13 protein-coding genes are annotated in these 20,106 nt (G+C 69.0%); 7 read left to right on the top strand and 6 right to left on the bottom strand.

Annotation, left to right across the window (positions count from 1 at the left end):
- The first annotated feature begins 33 nt into the window (after positions 1-33).
- The 4 genes from O0S08_RS35580 to O0S08_RS35565 are packed head-to-tail and all read left to right on the top strand — an operon-like array spanning position 34 to position 4,163.
- The gene (locus O0S08_RS35580; RefSeq protein WP_269033897.1) at positions 34-1,089 is read left to right on the top strand and encodes a DUF2169 domain-containing protein; all 1,056 of its coding nucleotides are present in this window, start codon (positions 34-36) and stop codon (positions 1,087-1,089) included.
- Entirely contained in the window at positions 1,086-2,219 is a 1,134-nt protein-coding gene (locus O0S08_RS35575) for a hypothetical protein (protein WP_269033896.1), read from the top strand. The genes O0S08_RS35580 and O0S08_RS35575 overlap by 4 nt, the downstream gene beginning before the upstream one ends.
- The gene (locus tag O0S08_RS35570) at positions 2,216-3,412 is read left to right on the top strand and encodes a DUF2169 domain-containing protein (protein WP_269033895.1); all 1,197 of its coding nucleotides are present in this window, start codon (positions 2,216-2,218) and stop codon (positions 3,410-3,412) included. The genes O0S08_RS35575 and O0S08_RS35570 overlap by 4 nt, the downstream gene beginning before the upstream one ends.
- Positions 3,413-3,416: 4 nt before the next feature.
- Positions 3,417-4,163: a hypothetical protein gene (locus tag O0S08_RS35565; protein WP_269033894.1), complete on the top strand. Its 747-nt coding sequence runs from the start codon at positions 3,417-3,419 to the stop codon at positions 4,161-4,163.
- Between the two features lie 10 nt (positions 4,164-4,173).
- Here O0S08_RS35565 and O0S08_RS35560 read toward each other — a convergent pair whose 3' ends face one another.
- Both O0S08_RS35560 and O0S08_RS35555 read right to left on the bottom strand, forming a co-directional pair.
- Positions 4,174-4,608 carry a hypothetical protein gene (locus O0S08_RS35560; protein ID WP_269033893.1) on the bottom strand — a complete coding sequence of 145 codons (435 nt, stop codon included), beginning with the start codon at positions 4,606-4,608 and terminating at the stop codon, positions 4,174-4,176.
- 662 nt (positions 4,609-5,270) lie between these two features.
- Positions 5,271-6,212, bottom strand: coding sequence for an aldo/keto reductase (locus O0S08_RS35555; protein ID WP_269033892.1), 942 nt, complete (start codon positions 6,210-6,212; stop codon positions 5,271-5,273).
- A gap of 468 nt (positions 6,213-6,680) precedes the next feature.
- Between O0S08_RS35555 and O0S08_RS35550 the strand changes: the two genes are divergently transcribed.
- A complete protein-coding gene (locus O0S08_RS35550) occupies positions 6,681-8,936 on the top strand; it encodes a terpene synthase family protein (RefSeq protein ID WP_269033891.1) in 2,256 nt (751 codons plus the stop codon).
- Positions 8,937-9,071: 135 nt separating this feature from the next.
- Here the strand turns inward: O0S08_RS35550 and O0S08_RS35545 are convergent, their stop codons facing one another.
- Positions 9,072-9,674, bottom strand: a complete 603-nt coding sequence (locus O0S08_RS35545) for an ATP-dependent Clp protease proteolytic subunit (protein ID WP_269033890.1) — start codon at positions 9,672-9,674, stop codon at positions 9,072-9,074.
- A 123-nt stretch (positions 9,675-9,797) separates the two neighbouring features.
- Here O0S08_RS35545 and O0S08_RS35540 point away from each other — a divergent pair, with 123 nt between their 5' ends.
- Positions 9,798-10,673, top strand: coding sequence for an AraC family transcriptional regulator (locus O0S08_RS35540; RefSeq protein WP_269033889.1), 876 nt, complete (start codon positions 9,798-9,800; stop codon positions 10,671-10,673).
- A gap of 287 nt (positions 10,674-10,960) precedes the next feature.
- On the opposite strand, the gene O0S08_RS35535 is transcribed toward O0S08_RS35540, so the two are convergent.
- The 3 genes from O0S08_RS35535 to O0S08_RS35525 are packed head-to-tail and all read right to left on the bottom strand — an operon-like array spanning position 10,961 to position 17,957.
- A complete protein-coding gene (locus O0S08_RS35535; RefSeq protein WP_269033888.1) occupies positions 10,961-13,309 on the bottom strand; it encodes a DUF4215 domain-containing protein in 2,349 nt (782 codons plus the stop codon).
- Between the two features lie 38 nt (positions 13,310-13,347).
- Positions 13,348-15,576 carry a DUF4215 domain-containing protein gene (locus tag O0S08_RS35530; protein WP_269033887.1) on the bottom strand — a complete coding sequence of 743 codons (2,229 nt, stop codon included), beginning with the start codon at positions 15,574-15,576 and terminating at the stop codon, positions 13,348-13,350.
- Between the two features lie 44 nt (positions 15,577-15,620).
- The gene (locus O0S08_RS35525) at positions 15,621-17,957 is read right to left on the bottom strand and encodes a DUF4215 domain-containing protein (RefSeq protein WP_269033886.1); all 2,337 of its coding nucleotides are present in this window, start codon (positions 17,955-17,957) and stop codon (positions 15,621-15,623) included.
- A gap of 1,154 nt (positions 17,958-19,111) precedes the next feature.
- Between O0S08_RS35525 and O0S08_RS35520 the strand changes: the two genes are divergently transcribed.
- Complete coding sequence (locus O0S08_RS35520; protein ID WP_269033885.1) at positions 19,112-19,789, top strand: hypothetical protein; 678 nt, start codon at positions 19,112-19,114, stop codon at positions 19,787-19,789.
- The last annotated feature ends 317 nt before the right edge of the window (positions 19,790-20,106 follow it).

Here is a 20,106-nt window from a genome sequence, read left to right as displayed (position 1 = left end):
GCGGATTCGGTAGCGGCGCGGTCAGCGAGGCATATGGAGCTCATCAATCGCACACCGGTCGTCGCGCAGATCAGAGTCTCCACCCTTGAGGGGACGCCGCACCGCTACGGAATGTTGACTGCCAAGGCGACCTTCATGGTCGGCGAGGACCAGTGCACGCGGCTCGATACGCAGGATCCGGTGCCGCTCTTCGACGCCGATGAGCCGACCGAATTTGGTGCGTTCCCGTCGGACGCCGTGCCCCGCCGGGACCGAGCGCTCGAGGTGATCGTGCTCGGAGCGGCGTACGGCAACGGGCGCTCGTGGCAGCAGGTTGAGCTCGCTGTCGGGGACCACCGCCGCAGCGTCAATGTCACTGGCGACCGCCACTGGATCGGCTCCGGCAGAGGCGCCCGGATCTCCGAGGCAGCCCGCTTCGATGCGATCCCCTTGACATGGGAGCGCGCCTACGGCGGCTCGGTCGAGTGCAGAATCGACGAGCACAGCATTATCGAGCTCGAGCACTCGATGAATCGATTCGGGCGCGGCCTCGACGCCGCGCGGCTAGCCAAGGACGTCGGCGCCGCGTTCAAGGCCCCGGCCGGCTTCCCCTGCCTGGCCCCGGACTACCGGCGAGCGCTGCCCAACATCGAGCACCCGCAGCACCTGATCGTGGACTGGAACGACGACCCGCGCCCGTACTGCTGGGCCACCGTGCCGATGGACATCGGCGTCCATTTGCAGCGCGCGCACGATCATTTCAAGGCCCGCGGTGAGGGGCTGAGCCAGCAGGAGATGCTCGCGCAGGTCTATCACCGGGCCCACCCGGACTGGATCTTGCCGATCCCGAGCGCCGACGCGCCGGTGCTCCTGCGCGGCATGACCCCAGGGGCCCCGTGGAGCTTCCGCTTGCCGCGCCTGCGGGTCCTGGCCGACTACGAGTTCGGGCCTCGTACCGGCACCCGCGAGCTCGAGCCGCACTTGCTGATGCTGCTGCCGGAGCAGTCGCGCTTTTATCTCGTGTATCGTTATTTTTTCACGATGCCGGACGTGACGCCCACAACGCGGCGCTCGTTCCGGCTGCGGCTAGAGAAGGGGTGGATCGAGTGACCAAAGTAACGATTCAGCGAGACATCTGTCTCAACCTGGTCGTACCGCTGACAGCGACCCACAACTTCATCCCGCTGCCGCCTTTTCCGCCGATTCCGCCGCCGCTGCCGGGCTTGCCGCTGTCGCTGGCGGCCTGCGCCCTCGAATCACCGGTCAACGCTTGGTGGCCGCCTGGCTACGCCCTCGGCGGGAGCCAGTTCACCACCAGCGTGTTCCACCAGGGCATGGCGATCTGCCTCGCTGGGCACGACTGCGGCAAGTTCATCCCGCATCTCCAGATCGCCCCGGCGCCCAACAACATGCTGACCCTTGTGCATATCCCGTTCTCGTCGCGGAAGGCCAACTTCAGCGCCAGCACGGTGAAGATGAACGGCAAGCCGGTCGCGGGCATGACCGCGATCGCGTGGCCGCCGACGCCGATGACCTACTGCGCCAATCCGATCAGCATGCCGCTGGCCGACGCGCCGACCAGCCACCTCAACACGGTCACCGTCCACATAAGCCTGCTCGACTGGCTGGCGGGGGTCTTCGCGGTCGCGGCCGGGATGCTCCTCGACGCTCTTTTGTTCCGCTGGAATGGCGGCACCCAGGGCTTCGGCCGCGGTGCGGGGAAGACCATCGCCCAGAGCCGCGGCGGCGCCACGGTGGCGCAGTTGCTGAAGTCCGAATTCATCGGCCAGTTGCTCCCTGGGACCCAGAAAGCTTGGCAGCAGTGGGCTGTGAAGCAAGGGGTGGGGGTCCTGGTCGGGGCGGTGCAGATCGGGCTCACGGGTGAGGGCTCGGCCAGCGTCGGCCTGCAGATCGGCGGACCCTTCCTCTCGGTGACACCGTCGGTCAGCGTCAGTCACACGAACAGCTCGGGCTGGGGCGGGAAGGCCGGGGTGTCGGGTCAGGCGGGCACGGCCAGCGGAGAACTCGACACCAGCGGCGCCGGGGTCGCCAACAATCACCCACTCGGCCTCGGCCAGGACAGCATCTCGCATCAATGGGGGAAGGGAACCACGAAGACCAATACCGACATCTCCGATCCCTTTAACGGGTTCCACAATCAAACCACGACAACCGGCCCCGACGGCAAGACCACGATCTCCAACAGCCGGGCCTCCTCGCCGCTGCCCAATTCATTATGAGCCCGCGCAAGCCGATCCATGACGGGTACGACGCGGTCGTCGACTTCTTCCCGCCCGCCACCATGCCCGAGTTCGTCTATGGGTTGGTGAAGTTCACGTACGACATCGTCGACGGCCGCTGCCGTCGCGGCGCCGTCGAGCCGCTCTTTCATGACGTCCGCGAGCCCGACGTGACGCCCCGATGGGCGCCCGGGAGCGACTTTTGGCCCAACAAGCTCGAGACCGATGTCGCCGTCCGTGGCCAGGCGTACGCGCCGCGCGGCCGGCCGGTGACCTCGCATCGCGTCCGCGTGGTCGTCGGCGAGCGAGCCCGGGCAATCCAGGTGTTTGGGGACCGGAGCGTCGCGTGGACCGGGCGCGGCGCGCTTCGCTTCGGCGCGCCGACCCCGTTCGTCACGATGCCCATCGCCTGGACGCATGCATACGGGGGCTGGGATCCTCGAACCCCCGTCGAGCCGCCGAAGACGATCGCGGACCACGGGCGGCTGCAATTTGATCACCCGGGGATGTACCCTCGAAACCCCTTCGGACGCGGCTATGTGGTCGTCGACGAACCTTGCGAGGGGATCGTGCTGCCCAATCTGGAGGACCCGCGGCAGCTCTTGAAGCCCGAGACGCTGGTCACGGGCGACCCGCGGCTGTGGTACCGCCAGCCGTTACCAGCTTGCTTTGACTTCACGAGCGCCTACATGTTTCATCGCCTGTGCTGGCTCGGCGCCGAGGCGTGGTACCATCCGCCGCCCGGGGCGCCGCTGGCCGAGGTCGAGCACGGGCTACTTCCGGTCGACTACCACGCGCTGAGCGGCGGCGTAAACACCGCCCCGCAGGCCCTACAAGAGGGCGCGATGGGGCTGGTGTTCCCGTCGATCGCCGCCCGCACGCCGATCGCGGTCGAGGGCATGCACCCGGAGCACCCGCGGATCCAGTTTGAGCTGCCGGCGCCGCCGAAGCTCGGCTGGAAGATCGAAGGCTCGTTCTACGTCGGCTGGCCGCAGTTGAACAATGTCTTGATCGAGCCGGACAAGCTCCGCGTGTCGTTGACCTACGTGGCCCGCCACGCCGAGCTGCCGCGGGTGTTCGTGCCCGGGATCCACGCCAAGATCCCGGTCGAACTTCACATCGACGGCGAGGCCAAGGTTGTCTATGACTGTCCGGCAACCCTGCGAGACCTGCGTAGAGCCGGTCCCAAGTGAACCCATGACCTCGCCCACCCCGTCGACCTCCGGCCTGACCACGGCGCGCATGCTGGCGGCCGCGCATCCGCAAGCCAAGCTGCCGTGTCCGGTATGCGCGGTGAGCCTGCGGGCCAAAAACCTCGACAAACACCTGGCCACGGCTCACAAATCGCAGGCGCCGGCGCTCGCGTGGGTCGGCATCGACCGGAGGATGATGGGTGCGTCGATCGGCGCGCTCGTGGCCACCATAATCATCCTCGGGATCGTGCTAGCGTCGAGCGACCTGAAGTCCGATGAAGCGCGAACGATGGTCCTACCGTTCCTCCCGGTAATATTCATACCGCTGGTGATGCTCCTGATGGCCGCGTCAGGCCGATTCAAGGCCCGGATCTCGGTCACCGGCGACGCGCTGCGGCTGCGGCGGACCCTCGGGCTGCGCGAGCGGGTGGTGCGTCTGCCAGCTTCGATCGAGATCGGGCGCATGACCGAGACCCGGGGCAACGCCGCACTCTCAACGTACACTGACGAGATGCACGTCGATGACGGCAAAGAGGAGCTTGTCGGCACCTACCTTCGCCTCGGCGCAGGGCGGGCGGGGATGATCATCGGCTGCCGGCAAAAGACCGGCTTCCGCCACCATTGGGATCCGAAGGGCTGGCGCGCCGGCCCGGCCTACAATGGCTGCGACATCGAGGTCAAGGGCCCGATCCTGGTCGCCATCGAGTACATGCTCGCCGAGCGCGGCCTGCTGTCCCCACGGACAGATTGATCCGACGGGCTCAGTTGAGCCGCACGACCTCGCCCTGGACCACCACGTCGTCGCTGGCCTTGATCTTCACCTGGCCGCGCACAGCCTCGAGCTCGATGGCCTCGGCGCTGATCGCTAGCTTGCCCGCGAGCTCGACGCGGACGTCGGGGCGCAGGAGGCGGACGGTGGGGCCGCCAGCTTGCTGTGAGATCTCGATCAGCGGCTCGCCCGCGCTCGAAACGACGTGCAGCGCCTCGTCGGGTCGGAGCTCGAGCGCCGCGACCGGCCGAGGTTCGACCCGCGGCCGGGCGGCGAAGCCGTCGATGACGCCGGTGACGATCCATTCGTCGCTGTTGGCCGGTTGGACCATGAGCACACGATCGCCGATCCGCACCGCGAGCCCGTGACATGTCGGCACCCACGACTCGTGCTCACGGCCCGCCGGGTCGACGAAGCGGACACGCACACGCCCCTGGAGGGTCGGATGGCGCTCGTCGGTACACTCCGCAACCATGCAGCCGCCAGCGGGCCGAACCGGCTCGTGGCGACCCACGGGGGCGTCGAGGAGCTGGGCGAGGGTGGGCTCTTCCGAGCGCTCGTCGCTACTTGTGGACGCCTGGGGGTCACGTCGAGTTGGATCCACCACGCTCATGGTCGGCGCTCCTGGTGGCTCGATGATCCCACATGCGACACGCTAGACCACTGCGAGGAGCCGGTCAAGTCGAACCCAGCGCCGCGAATCCGCGGTGGTCAAGGCGCAGGAGAAGCGACGACCGGTGGATACCTAAGCGCTCCACGCGCTCGACCTCCAACCCGGGCGAGCGGAGGCGATCCGCACGGCGTGCGGGCAAGACGAGATGATTACCATCATCCTCGCCGAGCCGGCAGCAACGAAGCCAACCTGTTCGCCCCTGATGCCGGCGCTGCGCACGTCTTCGAGCGAAAGAACGAAGCATGGACGTATCGCATCGCGTCATCGCGCAAAGGCAAGGTTCGGGCGGTCAGCGCTGCGCTCAAGGAGCGTTCATCGGTCGGTGTCGACGAAGACGCCGCCAACAATAGTGCCGTCGAATTGGGCGCGATCTACGTGTTCGTCCGGGACATCCGGACCTGGCGACCGTCTCGACCTCACTTTCCTCTCGGAATGAAGCCGGGAACGCCGGTCTCCGCCACGAGGTTGAACCTGACCCGCGACTTGATTCCTTCGCTGATGTCCCTCATGGCGTCTTCAGGGAGGGTGGAGAGTTCAAAGTTCTCCTTGATCCTGCTGGGGGTCTTCGAGGTGGTCAGGAGGGCCGTGCCGCGCTGGATAGCCCAGGCGAGCAAGACCTGCGCGGGGGTCTTGTTGACTCGCTTGGCGATGGCGGTGATCACCGGATCTTCCAGCAGCTTGGGCGGGAGGCCATGTCCCAGCGGCGCGAAAGCTTGCAGCACGATGCCATTCTTTCGGCAATAGTCCAACAGCTCCCATTGCGGGAGATACGGATGGGATTCGACGTGAACGACCGCGGGCTTGATCCTCGAGGCTTCAAAGATCTCTTTCACCTGTTCCAGGCTGAAGTCGGAGACTCCGATGGCCTTGCACTTGCCCTCGTCCACGAGGCCCTCCAACGCTCTCCACGTATCCAGCAACGTCACCCCTTTGTCGTAGATTACCTGGTCGTTCGCATCCCTCGGGTCTTGGTCGTCTCCAGGTTGGAACGCAAAGGGGGTGTGGATGAGATAGAGATCGACGTAGTCGAGCCCGAGCCTCTTGAGACTGGCCTCGAAGGCGAGTTTGGCGCGTTCAGGACGATGATTGTTGTTCCAGAGTTTCGTGACGAGAAACACGTCCTGCCGCTCGATCTTCCCCGCCTTGAACACCTCCTGCATCGCTTCGCCGACCTCTTTTTCGGTCCGGTAACGTTCCGCAGTGTCGAGCAGACGAAATCCTGCTTCCAGCGCCGCCTTGGTCGCGTTTCTGGTTGCTATGGGGTCCGGAATCAGTGTGCCGAAGCCGAGCGCGGGGATCGCACCGGATCCGGTGTTGAGCGATAGCTTCGTATATCGAAGGTTGTCGGGTTCTACCATTGTTGCGCCCTCCGATAGTCTCAAATGGACTTCAGCCCGCGACTGTGGCGAACCCATCTCAAGCGAGCGGAACGCCTCAGCGGCCGCAGCCGACTCGGTTCGCGGCTCCGCGGCGGTTGATATTCGTGTGGCGGGGATCTCTCGGCCAACATGACAAATCTGGTTCACCATGCAATCTGTCGCCCTCGTTTTGTCGAGCTCGGCGGATTCTGTCCGGCGTGCCTCGGGCGAAGATGAGCGCGAGGGGACAACACGCGCGTCTACCCCTGTGCCACTTCGCGCGGCCGGCCGCGACCGTGGCCGTGAGCGGCGCCTGGCTGCGCGGGTGGCGCCGGCGCGACGCGCTCCTCAGCTCGCTCATCCGACCGCGGTAGTCCGCCGACACGCGGCTTCCACACCGACAAGCGCGCGGGTGCCGGTGTTGACGGGACGTGATGGTGGCTGCTATGGAGCCCGCGAGGTGTGATCGTGGCGGAAGCGGAAGGCAAGCAGCCCTTTGAATTGCCGGATTTCTACGTCCCCTGGCCCGCGCGCTTGAACCCCAACCTCGAGGGCGCCCGAGCCCACACGAAGGCATGGGCGCGGAAGGTGGGGATCTTGGATCCGCCACCCGGCGAGGCCGATCCCAACATCTGGAGCGAGGCGAAGCTCGACGCGATGGACTACGCATTGCTCTGCGCCTACACCCACCCCGAGGCGCCCGGCCCCGAGCTCGACCTCATCACTGATTGGTACGTCTGGGTCTTCTATTTCGACGACCACTTCCTCGAGACCTACAAGCGCCCCCAGGATCAGGCCGGCGCCAAGAAATACCTCGACCGGCTCCCCTTGTTCATGCCGGTCGACCTCGACGCCACCCCGCCCGAGCCGACCAACCCCGTCGAACGTGGCCTCGCCGACCTCTGGTACCGCACGGTCCCTTCCAAATCCGTCGCCTGGCGCCGGCGCTTCTTCGAGAGCACCAAGAACCTCCTCGACGAGTCCACGTGGGAGCTGTCCAACATCAGCGGGCAGCGCGTCGCCAACCCCATCGAATACATCGAGATGCGACGAAAGGTCGGCGGCGCCCCCTGGTCCGCCGACCTCGTCGAGCACGCCGTCTTCGTCGAGGTCCCCGACCGCATCGCCGCCTCTCGCCCCATGCTCGTGCTCAAGGACGCCTTCTCCGACGCCGTCCACCTGCGTAATGACATCTTCTCTTACCAGCGTGAGATCCAGGAGGAGGGCGAGCTCTCCAACGCGATCCTCGTGATGGAGCGCTTCCTCGACGTCGATACCCCGCGCGCCGCCGATCTCGTCAACGATCTGCTCACCTCCCGCCTCCAGCAGTTCGAGAACACCGCCTGCACCGAGCTGCCCTCCCTCTTCGAAGAGCACGCCCTCGACCCGATCGAGCGCGCCCACGTCCTCACCTACATCCGAGGGCTTCAGGACTGGCAGTCCGGCGGCCACGAGTGGCATATGCGCTCCAGCCGCTACATGAACAAGGGCGCATCGAGCAGCTTGCTCCTCCCCAAGGGCCCGACGGGCCTCGGGACCTCGGCCGCGCGCCTCGCCTCCTCCGGCGCCCTCGGGCTCAAGAGGTGGAAGAATTTCTCCCACGTCCCCTACCAGCGCGTCGGCCCGACGACTCTGCCCGATTTCTACATGCCCTTCTCCACGGGGACGAACCCCCACCTCGACGGTGCCAGGCAGCGCCTCAAGGAATGGGCGCGCCGCATCGGCTTCACCGGGCCCGTGCCCCACGTCGTCGGCCACAGCGGCTGGACCGAGCGTGAGCTCGAGGCCTTCGATATCGCCTACTTCTCGGCGAGGTGCTCCCCGGACGCCTCGGCCGATGCTCTCGACCTGAGCGCGGGCTGGATCACCTGGGGGACGTACGGCGACGATTACTTCCCGGTGGTCTACGGGAGCACCCGCGACATGGCGGGCGCCAAGGTGTTCGTCAAGCGGCTATCTTCGTTCATGCCGATCGAGCTCGGCGTCACCCCACCCCCGACCACGTCGTTCGAGCTCGGCCTCGCGGACCTCTGGGAGCGCACGGCCGCGCCGCTCTCCGTGGACGATCGGCGAAAGCTCCGCAAGGTGATCGAGGGCACCGTGGAGAGCTGGCTATGGCAGCTCCAGAACCGGATCCAGCACCGGATCCCGGATCCGATCGATTACGTCGAGATGCGCAGGTGGACGTGCGGCGCCGAGCTCACGACGGTCTTCTGCCGGCTCGGGCAGCAGGGCGCTGCGATCCCCTCCGAGGTCCTCCGCGCCCGACCGATGCGCTCGCTGGAGAACGCGTACTCGGATTACGTCGGCCTGCTCAACGACCTCTACTCCTACCAGAGAGAGATGGAAGTCGAGGGCGAGATCCACAACTTCGTGCTGGTCGTGGAGCGGTTCCTCGACTGTGGGAAGGACGAGGCCGTCCAGGTGGTGAATGACCTGATGACCGCCCGGGCGCAGCAGTTCGAGCACGTCGTCGCCACCGAGTTGCCGGCGCTCTCCGACGACCTCGGGCTCTCGGCACACGCTCGCGAGGGGCTCGAGTGGTACGTCGAACAGCTCCAGAAGATGATGAGCGGCACCCTCCACTGGTGTCGGGAGACGGGTCGCTTCAAGGAGCCCGAGCGCCGGGAGCTCTCGCCGCCGGTGCACTTCGCGGGCCCTCGAGGGCTCGGCACCTCGGCGGCACGGATTGTGTCATTGATGACGAAAAATCGGACCGCGTGATTCCCTCAGACCTCGCGTGACCACCGGGGCTGCAGCGACGTAGAGCCCTACATACGCCTCATCCCAAAGATCTATCAGTGGTTCAGGCAGTGGTTCAGGCCGGGGGGGTGCGCGGTCTGACCCGCAAGCAGCGGCTCAGACCTCCTCCCCGCGCTCGATCACGCGGTACACGAGGCCGTACGCCTGGGCCTGGCGGGCGTTCATCCACAGGTTGCGCTCGGTCTCGCGGGTGAGCGTGGCGAGGTCCTGGCCGGTGGCGGCGGCGAAGATCCGGTTGAGGCGCTCGCGCATGGCGGCGATCTGGACCGCCTCGATCTCGATGTCGGCCGCGGGCCCGCGCAGGCCGCCGCTCGGCTGGTGCAGGAGGAAGCGCGTGTTCGGCAGCGCGAAGCGGTTCTCTCGCCGGGCGGCGACGAAGATCAGCGCGCCCGCGCTGGCGACCCAGCCGGTGCCGATCATCTTGACCTCGGGACGGATGAAGCGAATCACGTCGTGGATGGTGTCGCCCGACTCGACGTGCCCCCCGGGCGAGTGGATGACGACGCGGATCGGCTGGTCGCTCTCGCTGGCGAGCGCGAGCAGCTGGGCCGTCGTCGCCTGCGCGAGCTCGCTGGTGATCTCGCCGAAGATCAGCACCGTCCGGCTCTTCAGCAGGCTTCGGCGCAGTTCGTCGGCCAACGCGGGGACGCGCGGCCGGTCCTCGTGCGGCTCGCTCGGGTCGGGATCGGGGTCCGGCATGCTCCGAGCATCCGGCGGCCGCGGCCTGCACGCCATGTCCACGAAGCGCGTCGTCATGCCCGAGCGTCTCGATTCGCGGGGGCCCGCTGGACAGGCGGGCCCGGCGCGAGCCACCATCGAACCATGGCGGACGAGTTCGACGAGCAGCTCCCTCGCGGCGTGACGGTGTCCAGGCGTCATGGGACGCCGCCGTGGCAGGTGGACGCGGGCGAGTTGCCGAGCCTGCACGTGGTCGTGGAGGGCTCGTTTCAGCTCGTGCAGGGCGAGGAGCGGATCCTCGAGCTCGCGCCCGGCGACCTCGTGCTCGTCGGCGCGGAGCCGGCCAGGGCTGCGTCCCCCGAGCCGCGCTTGCGCTGCCTCCCGCCGCCGCCCGGCGCTCGCGCGTCGCAGGCCGAGCTGCTCTCGGCGACGTACGCGGGGGCGGTCGCGGAGCTGCCCGCGCTCGCGCCCGTGGTCCATCTGCCGGCGGCGGAGGTGCGCCGCTCGGCGGGCCTCTCGACGATCGTACAGCTGCTGCGCGCCGCGCTCGCGGACCCGGGCGCGGGCCAGGAGGCGCTGGCGCGCTCGCTGTTGCCGCCGCTGCTGGCATACACGCTGCACAGCCATCGCCGCGCCCACGCAGGTGGACGCAGCGTCGATCGGCGGATCGCGCGGGCGCTCCAGCTCATGCAGGCGAAGCCGACCGAGCGCTGGACGGTGGCGGCGCTGGCGAGCGCGGCGGGCCTGTCTCGCGCCGCGTTCGCCCGCCGCTTCCTCGCCGAGCAGGGCGTCCCGCCGCTGCGCCATCTGACGGCGGTCCGCATGCAGCGCGCGGCGAGGCGGCTCGTCGAGAGCGACGATTCGCTGGCGGCCATCGCGGTCGAGGTGGGGTATGACTCGGAGTTCGCGTTCAGCCGCGCGTTCAAGCGCCACGCGGGCGAGGCGCCGGGTGCGTTCCGCCGCCGCTTGCGTGGCGAGGGCGGGACGTTCGGGCCGCCGATCGTGTGCGCGGCTGCGTGAGCGGACCGCGAGCTTCGGTCGGGGAGGCCTTCGGGTTGGGTGACGCCAAGGAGGCGCTCGAACGTGGTGGGGGAGCGCACCTGAAGCAACGGTCGCCAAACCATCGAGGCGATGCGCACGGTGTACGTGCCACCGAGGTTGACGTTCGCGCTCCCGAGCGCTCGAACGGGCTCGGGAGCGCGACCTGAATCAGCCTCGAAGCGATCGAGGCGACGCGTGCGTGTTCGTTCGCAGGCCGGCGCTCCCGAGCGGTCGCACGTGCTCGGGAGCGTGGCCTGAATCAACGGCTAGATCTCGAAGCAATAGAGGCGACGAGTACCGTTGCACGTGGTGGTGAGGTAGTAGGTCCAGGTCCCCGTGGCCGAATTGCTGCGCCCGGTCATCCCGATGACCCCGGAGCTGCTCGAGGTCCAGTTGTTGCAGTTGGGGAGGTAGACCTGGCCGGCCTCGTTGCTGCCGGTCCACACGTCCGCCGTGACGGTGGTGCCGGATTCGGACACGCTGATGGCGGTGTCGAGCGTGCCGTCGGTCAGATCGGCGAGGGTGTTGGCGACGATCGCCCCGTCGATCCGCCGATAACCGGCCATGGGGGACACGAAGCGCGTCGACGGGGTGCTGGCGTCGGTGCTGATCCAGGCGTCCCAGGTGCCGCCGAGGCCGACCGCGGTGGCCCGGTCCTGGCATTTCGTGGCGGCGCCGGTGATGCCGCCGAGGTTGCCGTTGTAGGTCGTGCTGGTGACGAACACCCGCTTGGCGGGCGCGCACGCGAAACAACCGTCGCCCTCGACGTTGTTGCCGTCGTCGCACTGCTCCTGCCCGGTCCAGACGTAGCCGTCGCCGCACGTGGGGAGCTGGCAGTTGTTCAGGCAGCCGTCGGTCTGCGTGATGTTCTTGTCGTCGCAGGCCTCGCTCGCCTGGACGAAGCCGTCGCCGCAAGCCGGGAGCTTGCACGCGAGGGTGCAGGTGCCGGTGTTGTTGTTGCCCGCGCCCTCGTCGCACTGCTCGGCGGGCTGGACCAGGCCGTCGCCGCAGGACGGCAGCTTGCACGCGTTGGTGCAGCCGTCGTTGTCGACGAGGTTGGCGTCGTCGCAGGCCTCACCGGGACCGATGAAGCCGTCGCCGCAGATGGCGCCGGTGCAGTCGGGCTTGCAGGGCTGGTCCTCGCCGTTGTCCTCGCCGCCGTCGCACTGCTCGACGGACAGCCACAGCAGGCCGTCGCCGCACACGGCGGGCTGGCAGCTCAGGGTGCAGGCGCCGCTGTTGCTGTTGAGGTTGCTGGTGTCGCACTGCTCGTCGAGGCTGGCCTGAATGAAGCCGTCGCCGCACGCGGGGAGGCGGCAGAGATCGGTGCAGCCGTCGTCCTGGTCGTGATCCATGCCGTCGTCGCATTGCTCGCCCGGATCGACGACCCCGTTGCCGCACACCTCGAGCGCGCACAGCGGGCTGCAGCCGTCGTTTCCGACGAGGTTGCCGTCGTCGCAGCCCTCGCCGGGGCCGCGGTCGCCGTCGCCGCAGACGTTGAGCTTGCAACCGGCGAGGCAGCCCTGCTGCGGCCCGTTGTTCGGGCCGTTGTCGCAGGCCTCGCTGCCGCTGCCCTGGTCGTGGACGAGGCCGTCGCCGCAGACGGCGTGCTTGCACGCCGGCGTGCAGTCGCCGCCGTTGCTGTTGTTCGCGCCGTCGTCGCAGGCCTCGCCGGCCTGGAGGAAGCCGTCGCCGCAGGCCGCGATGGTGCAGGCGGTGGTGCAGGCGTCGATGTCGCTGGCGTTGCCGTCGTCGCAGGCCTCGTTGGCCTGGACGATGCCGTCGCCGCAGGTCGGGACGGTGCAGGCGTTGGTGCAGGCGTCGTCGTCGACGTCGTTGCCGTCGTCGCAGCCCTCCAGCGGACCGACGTGACCGTCGCCGCACACGTTGATCGCGCAGCCGAGGGTGCATGCGGCCTGGTCGGCGTTGTTCGGGCCGTTGTCGCACTGCTCGCCGGGGCCGAGGTCGCCGTCGCCGCAGACGTTGACCAGGCAGTTGGCGCGGCAGGCGGCGCTGGGGCCGTTGGCGGGGCCGTCGTCGCACTGCTCGCCGGCGCCGGACTGGAGGACGCCGTCGCCGCAGACCGCCGCCGCGCAGGTGTTGCTGCAGGCGTCGTCGTCGACGGCGTTGCCGTCGTCGCAGGGCTCGGGCGGCTGCGTGATGCCGTCGCCGCAGGAGGCGAGGGCGCAGGCGTTGGTGCAGGCGTCGCCGTCGACGTCGTTGCCGTCGTCGCACGCCTCGCCCGGGCCGACGAGGCCGTCGCCGCACACGGCGTGCGAGCACTGCGAGGTGCAGGCCTTGTGGTCGCCGTTGGCGGGGCCGTGGTCGCACTCCTCTTCGGGGCCGAGCTCGTAATCGCCGCAGACGTTGAGCTGGCAATTGCTGCGGCAGATCTGGCCGGGGCCGTTGTCGGGGCCGTGGTCGCACTGCTCGCCGAGGCCGAGCTGGCCGTCGCCGCAGACGCCGAGGTTGCCGCCGCCGCCGCCCGTGAGGTTCGGCGGGTCGACGTCGAGGTCGACGCTGACGTCGGCGTCGCAGCCGGTGGTGGCGAGCAGCAGCGCGCCCGTGAGCAGGCCCGCGCGAAGGACGATGGTACGAAAGATCGGGTTGTGCATGGAAAGACTCCTATGATTCGTGAGGTCGCGCGGACAGGTCACTGTTCGAAGCAATAGAGGCGGGCCTGCAGGCCGCACATGAGCCCCGCGGTGTAGGACCACTTGGAGTCGACCGCGAGGGTCGAGCCGACGGTGGACAGCCAATTGTTGTTGCTCTGCACCCATTTGTTGCAGTGGCTGAGGGACGCGTTCAGGTTTTGATCGGTGCCGGTCCAGACGAGTTCCGAGCCGACGATGCCGCCGAACTCGTTCATGTTGATCGGCGCGTCGAGCGTGCCGTCGGCGAGGTCGGCCCAATCGTCGGCCACGATCGTGCCGTCGAGGCGCTGGTAGCCGGCGGTCGAGAGGGTGAAGCGGGACACGGGCAGGCTGTCCGTGGTGCCGAGCCAGGCGTCCCAGACGCCGCCGAGGTCGGCCGCGTCGGCGCGGGCCTGGCACTTGGCCTTCGCGCCGGCGAGACCGCCGAGGTTGCCGTTGTAGGCGATGGCGGTGACGAACACGCGCTTGGGGACGGTGCAGTCGGCGTTGCAGCCGTCACCGTCGGCGTTGTTGCCGTCGTCGCACTGCTCGTGGCCGGCCCACACGGCACCGTCGCCGCAGGCGGGGGCCTGGCAGGCGACGCAGGCGTCGCTGTCGTCGTCGTCGCCGTCGTCGCAGGTCTCGCCGGCCTGGATGAAGCCGTCGCCGCAGCTGGCCTGCAGGCAGAACAGGGTGCAGGCGCCGAGGTTGTCGTTGGCCGGGCCGTGGTCGCACTGCTCGCCGATCTGGACCACGCCGTCGCCGCAGGTCATGGCCTTGCAGGCGCTGGTGCACTCGTCGTCGTCGTCCTCGTCGGCGTCGTCGCAGGCCTCGCCGGGGCCGACCACGCCGTCGCCGCAGACGGCCCCCGTGCAGTCGAGCTTGCACGGCTTGTCGTTGCCGTTGCCCGCGCCCTGATCGCATTGCTCGACCTCGGCCCACACGTGGCCGTCGCCGCACACGGCGTGCGCGCAGCTCAGGGTGCATGCGCCGCTGTCGCTGTTACCCGGGCCGACGTCGCACTGCTCGCCGAGGCTGGCCTGCACGTGGCCGTCGCCGCACGTGGGGACAGCGCATTGATCGGTGCAGCCGTCGTCCTGGTCGCCGTCCTGGCCGTCGTCGCAGGCCTCGCCCGGATCGACGATCGCGTTGCCGCAGGTCTCGAGGGCGCAGATCGGGCTGCAGCCGTCGCCGGGGGCGACGTTGCCGTCGTCGCAGGCCTCGCCGGGGCCGAGGTCCCAATCACCGCAGACGTTGACGGTGCAATCGCCGAGGCAGGCCTGACCGGGGCCGTTGGCGGGCCCCTCGTCGCACTCTTCGCCGCCGCTGCCCTGATCGTGAAGCAGGCCGTCGCCGCAGGTCGCGAGCGCGCAGGCGAGCGTGCAGTCGCCGCCGTCGCTGTTCTCGAGGCCGTCGTCGCAGGCCTCGCCGGGCTGAAGGTGGCCGTCGCCGCAGGCCGCGGGGGTGCAGGCGGTGGTGCAGAGGTCGGTGTCGATCGCGTTGCCGTCGTCGCAGGCCTCGGTGGCCTGCACGAGGCCGTCGCCGCAGGTGGCGGCGACGCAGGTGTTGCTGCAGGCGTCGAGGTCGATCGCGTTGCCGTCGTCGCAGCCCTCCATCGGGCCGACGTGGCCGTCACCGCACACGTTGAGGGCGCAGTCGAGCTTGCACGCGGCGTTGTCGGCGTTGCTCGGGCCGTTGTCGCAGGCCTCGCCGGGGCCGATGTCGCCGTCGCCGCAGACGTTGGTCGTGCAATTGCTGCGACACGCCGCGTTGGGGCCGTTGGCCGGGCCGTCGTCGCACTGCTCGCCGGGCTGAGGGTGGCCGTCGCCGCAGGCGGCGGGGACACAGGCGGAGGTGCATAGATCGGTCTCGATCGCGTTGCCGTCGTCGCAGGCCTCGCCGGGCCCGACGAAGCCGTCGCCGCAGGCCGCTGGCTGACATTCGGCGGTGCAGGGGGCGTCGGGGCCGTTGTCGTCGCCGTCGTCGCATTGCTCGCCAGGGCCGAGGTCGCCGTCGCCGCAGACGTTGAGCTGGCAGTCGGCGTGGCACGCCTGGCCGGGGCCGTTGGCCGGGCCGTCGTCGCACTGCTCGCCGGGGTCGAGCTGACCGTCGCCGCAGGCGCTGCCGGCGGTCGAGACGTTGATGTCGACGGAGACGTCGACGGCGCCGTCGCAGGCCGGGATGAGTTGGAGCCCGGCGGCGAGGAGGCCCGCGCGCACGCGATGAATGGGTCGGATGTGAATGAACATGACGGTGAAATCTCCAAAAGAGGTCGATGGTGTGAGGGCCGGGCTCATTGCTCGAAGCAGTACAGGCGCTGCTGAACCGAGCAGGCGGGGCTGAGGGCGAGCGAGCGCGCGGTCCAGTTGAAGTCGGTGGCGTCGCTGCGGCCGTCGTAACCCTTGTAGCTGGACAGGGTCCAGCTGAAGCAGTGATCGGCGAGGGCGGTCCCGTTGGCGGCGGTGCCGGTCCACGCGGTGGCCTGAGCCACGGGCGCGCCGAATTCATCGACGTTGATCGGCGCGTCGAGGCTGCCGTCGGTCAGGTCCTCCCAGCTCTGCGCGATCTCGGGGCCGTCGACGCGGGCGTAGTGGGTCGTCGACTTGACGAAGCGCAGCGCCGGGCTGCTGTTGTGATTGCTGATCCACGCGTCCCAGGTGCCGCCGAGGCCGGCCGCGACGGCGCGCTCCTGGCACTTGGTCTTGGCGCCGCCGATCGTGCCCACGCCGCTGCCGGTCCAGGTGGTGCTGGTGATGAACACGCGCTTGGGGGCGATGCAGCCGGGGTTGCAGCCGTCGCCGAAGTCGGGGTTGTCGCCGTCGTCGCAGCCCTCGACGCCCGTCTGCTTCACGCCGTCGCCGCAGAAGGCGATGTGGCACGTGTCGAGGCAAGCGTCGTGGGTGTCGCCGTTGCCGTCGTCGCACTCCTCCCCGGCCTGCACGAAGCCGTCGCCGCAGGCGGCGAGGGTGCAGGCGAGGGTACAATCGCCGGTGTTGTCGTTGAGCGGCCCGAGGTCGCACTGCTCGGGGCCCTGCTTGAACCCGTCGCCGCAGGTCGGCGGCTTGCAGGCGTTGCTGCAGGTGTCGTTGTCGATGGCGTCGGCGTCGTCGCAGCCCTCGCCGGGGCCGACGAAGCCGTCGCCGCAGTAGGCCAGGGTGCAATCGAGCTTGCAGGCGTGGGTGTTGGCGTTGCCGGCCCCGTCGTCGCATTGCTCGACAGCGAGGTGGACGAGGCCGTCGCCGCAGGTCGCGAGCTTGCAGCTGTTCGTGCAGGCCCCGCCGTCGCTGTTGCCGGCCCCGTCGTCGCACTGCTCGCCCAGGCTGGGCTGGACGAAGCCGTCGCCGCAGGTCGGCAGCAGGCACGCGTCGGTGCAGCCGTCGGTCGGATCGCCGTCCTGGCCGTCGTCGCACTGCTCGCCGGCGTCGACGATCTCGTTGCCGCACGCCTCGAGGGTACACATCGGGCCGCAGCCGTCGCCGCCGGCGAGGTTGCCGTCGTCGCAGGCCTCGCCGGGGCCGAGGTCGCCGTCGCCGCAGACGTTGAGGCTGCAATCGGCGAGGCAGGCGTGGCCGGGGCCGTTGGCGAGGCCCTCGTCGCACTCCTCGCCGCCGCTGCCCTGATCGTGGACGAGGCCGTCGCCGCAGGTGGCGAGGGCGCAGGCGAGCGTGCAGTCGCCGCCGTCGCTGTTGTCGGGGCCGTCGTCGCAGGCCTCGCCGGCCTGGGTGAAGCCGTCGCCGCAGGCGGCGGCGGTGCATGCATTGGTGCAGGCGTCGGTGTTGTCGGTGTTGCCGTCGTCGCAGGCCTCGGTGGCCTGGACGATGCCGTCGCCGCACGGCGGGACGGTGCAGGCGTTGGTGCACGTGTCGTCGTCGACGGCGTTGCCGTCGTCGCAGCCCTCCAGCGGGCCGATGATGCCGTCGCCGCAGACGTTGAGGGCGCAGTCGAGCTTGCAGGCGGCGTGGTCGGCGTTGCTGGGGCCGTTGTCGCAAGCCTCGCCGGGGCCGATGTCGCCGTCGCCGCAGACGTTCAGCTTGCAGTTGGCGCGACAGGCGGCGTTCGGGCCGTTGCTGGCCCCGTCGTCGCACTCCTCGCCGGGCTGGAGGTGGTCGTCGCCGCAGCTGGCGGGGAGGCAGGCGGAGGTGCACAGGTCGGTGTCGACGGCGTTGCCGTCGTCGCAGGCCTCGCCGAGCTGGACGACGCCGTCGCCGCAGCTGGCGAGGAGGCAGGTGTTGCTGCACGCGTCGTCGTCGACGTCGTTGCCGTCGTCGCAGGCCTCACCGGGGTCGAGCTGGCCGTCGCCGCAGACGGGGCCCAGGCAAGTATTGTCGCAGCCGTCGTCGTCGTCGTCGTTGCCGTCGTCGCAGGCCTCGCCCGGACCGACGTGGCCGTCGCCGCAGACGTTGAGGGTGCAATCGAGCTTGCAGGCGGCGTCGTTGCCGTTTCCGGCCCCGTCATCGCATTCCTCGCCGGGGTCGAGCTCGCCGTCGCCGCAGCCCGGTTCGGGCGCGGGACTGGTGATATTGATCGAGATATCCACAGCACCGTCGCAGCCGGCGGCCAGGAGGTGCAGCGCGGTCGCCAGGGCGCACGTGTACGCGCGAGGAGCCTCGAGCTTCTTCAGGTTTTCCATCTCTTTTCCTACTCCGATCGATTGGTTGAATGAGGGCGACCCCCGCCGCGACCGCCATGCGCGGTGCCAGCGGGGGAGCCCGGCACGACCGCGTCGGCCGCGAGCGTGAGCCCCGGCCGATAGCGATTCGTGCGCCGGTGATATTCGCCGAGAGTCTCGGCCGAAAGATACGCACCTGAACTTCGAGCCATGTGAGTTCAGGCGCCGCGGCGCCGTGAGGGCGAACGGTCGGAGTCGCGCCGATGTGCGCGGGCGAGCGCGACGAGCCATCGATCGACCGCTGCACCAGGATGGCGCGGGAAGAAGGGCGGGCCGGGCGGATGGCCTCAATAAGGAAGCAGCGCGATCGATGCCGAGGGTTCGCCACTCCGGTGTCGGGTTCGTCGCGCCGCTGTCACTCTCCACCCCGGGTCCGTGTGCGATGGGGGCGGCGTCGGTTGGCGGTCGGCGAGATCGCCGTCGGCGCGCGCGGGTCGGACAGCCGAGAGGACGCCGCGCTGGTTTTGCCGCGGGCTCGCGAGGATCAGACCCTGTTCGGACGTCGGGTGATCCGATCTCGGGGAACTGGGGGGACTTGTCGGCGTGCGACGGCCTGTCAAGGTCGCGTGCGACAAGCCAGCCAAGCTGCTCGGAGCAGAGAGCTTCACGCGATGCCGCTTCACCGACCGTTACGCAGTGGGGGGAGAGCTTCACGCTCATGGCGGCGCACGCGGTCGCAGCGGATGCGTCTCGGATCGCGGTCCGTGGCCCGCGAGCGGTGGCTCTGCTCGCGCCGTTGTTCGCCGACGCTTCGACGCGAGGGCGCAGCGCCTCATTGCCGCGGAGCTCGCGTTCGTGGCGTCACCGCTCCAGGACCGCGAGGTACTCGCGCGGCTGGTCGCGGCGATCGACTCCGGACGGCTCGTCCCGGTCGAACCTCGTCGGACATGGGGGGTTTATCCGTCGAGGCCGCATGCGGATCGACCGTGAACGGACGTGGGCACGTCGACCCCGACGAGCTGCGGCGGCAGCGACAAGCTCGCAGGCCGCGAGGCCGTCATCTTCGCCGAGCGCGACCGCAAACTCGAGGCCGCCCGAGAGCTCCGCCGTCAACGCCGAGAACTTGCTCGCCAACACCGAACCCGCCATCGCTCCCAGCGAGACTTGCCCTCCATTTGGGGTACGCTGCTCACCGTGATACACATGACCGCATGGCACGCCAGAGATCTCTGATGATCATCACCGCCGCCGCCGCCCTCTGGGCGCTCCCCCCGTCACGCGGCGACGCTTGCGAAAACGCCGTGATAGCGACGAACAAGAGCGTCGCCTCCGTGAAGGAGGCCGAGCTGATCCTCAACGGCGGCGACCCGGTGGAGGCGCGCCGCAGAATCCAGGAGATCCTCGGGGGCGCGGATGAATTCGACGAGCGGACGCCGAGCGCCAAGGGCCTCACCAAGCGTGCCAAACGCATCATTGCGCTCGCGAACGTCCGGCTCGACGACCTCCGGAGCGAACACCGCAAGGTCTTCCTCGACAACGCCGTCTTGGTGCTCTCGAGGCTCGCCGATGACAGCCCGGGCGACGTTGCGAAGAAGGCCGACCTCGCCGAGGCGCTCGCCAAGACCAACGCCGGCAAGGCCAAGAAGATCCTCGAGGACCTCGCCAAGCGCGATGTCGTCGCTACCCCCTACGCCTACGCCGCCCTCGCCCGCCTGCGCGCCTCGGATGGCGACGAGAAGGGCCGCGACGAGGCGATGGCCAGGTGCAAGCAGATGGCGAAGCCCGAGAAGGTCAGGTCGATCTGCAAGCTCGAGCAGGGGGCGCGCTCGCGACCTGGCCGCCCTCTCCAATGACCCGCCGCCCCGAACGAGCCGATCTCGCCGCTCCTAGCGAACGTGTACCTACACTACGTGCTCAACCTGTGGGTACAGCAATGGCGAGGATGCCTGGCGGCGCCCGCGGGGCAGCCGTTGAGCGTCTCGTCGAGTAACTGAAAAGCGCCGGTATCGATCCCTGGATCGACGATGTCCGCGCGTTCCAGGCCGCGAGCTTACAGGTTCGCATGGCGCCGTGCGCATCAGGCGCACCTTTCGAGCACAAGGACATTGCGATCACCGCCAGGAGGCGGCTTGCTCGCGCTGACAAATGTTGGCAAGCTCCGCCGGTGTCG

The organism is Nannocystis punicea (genome assembly GCF_026965555.1).
GTDB lineage: Bacteria > Myxococcota_A > Polyangia > Nannocystales > Nannocystaceae > Nannocystis > Nannocystis punicea.
This window is presented reverse-complemented; position numbering and strand designations above follow the sequence as displayed.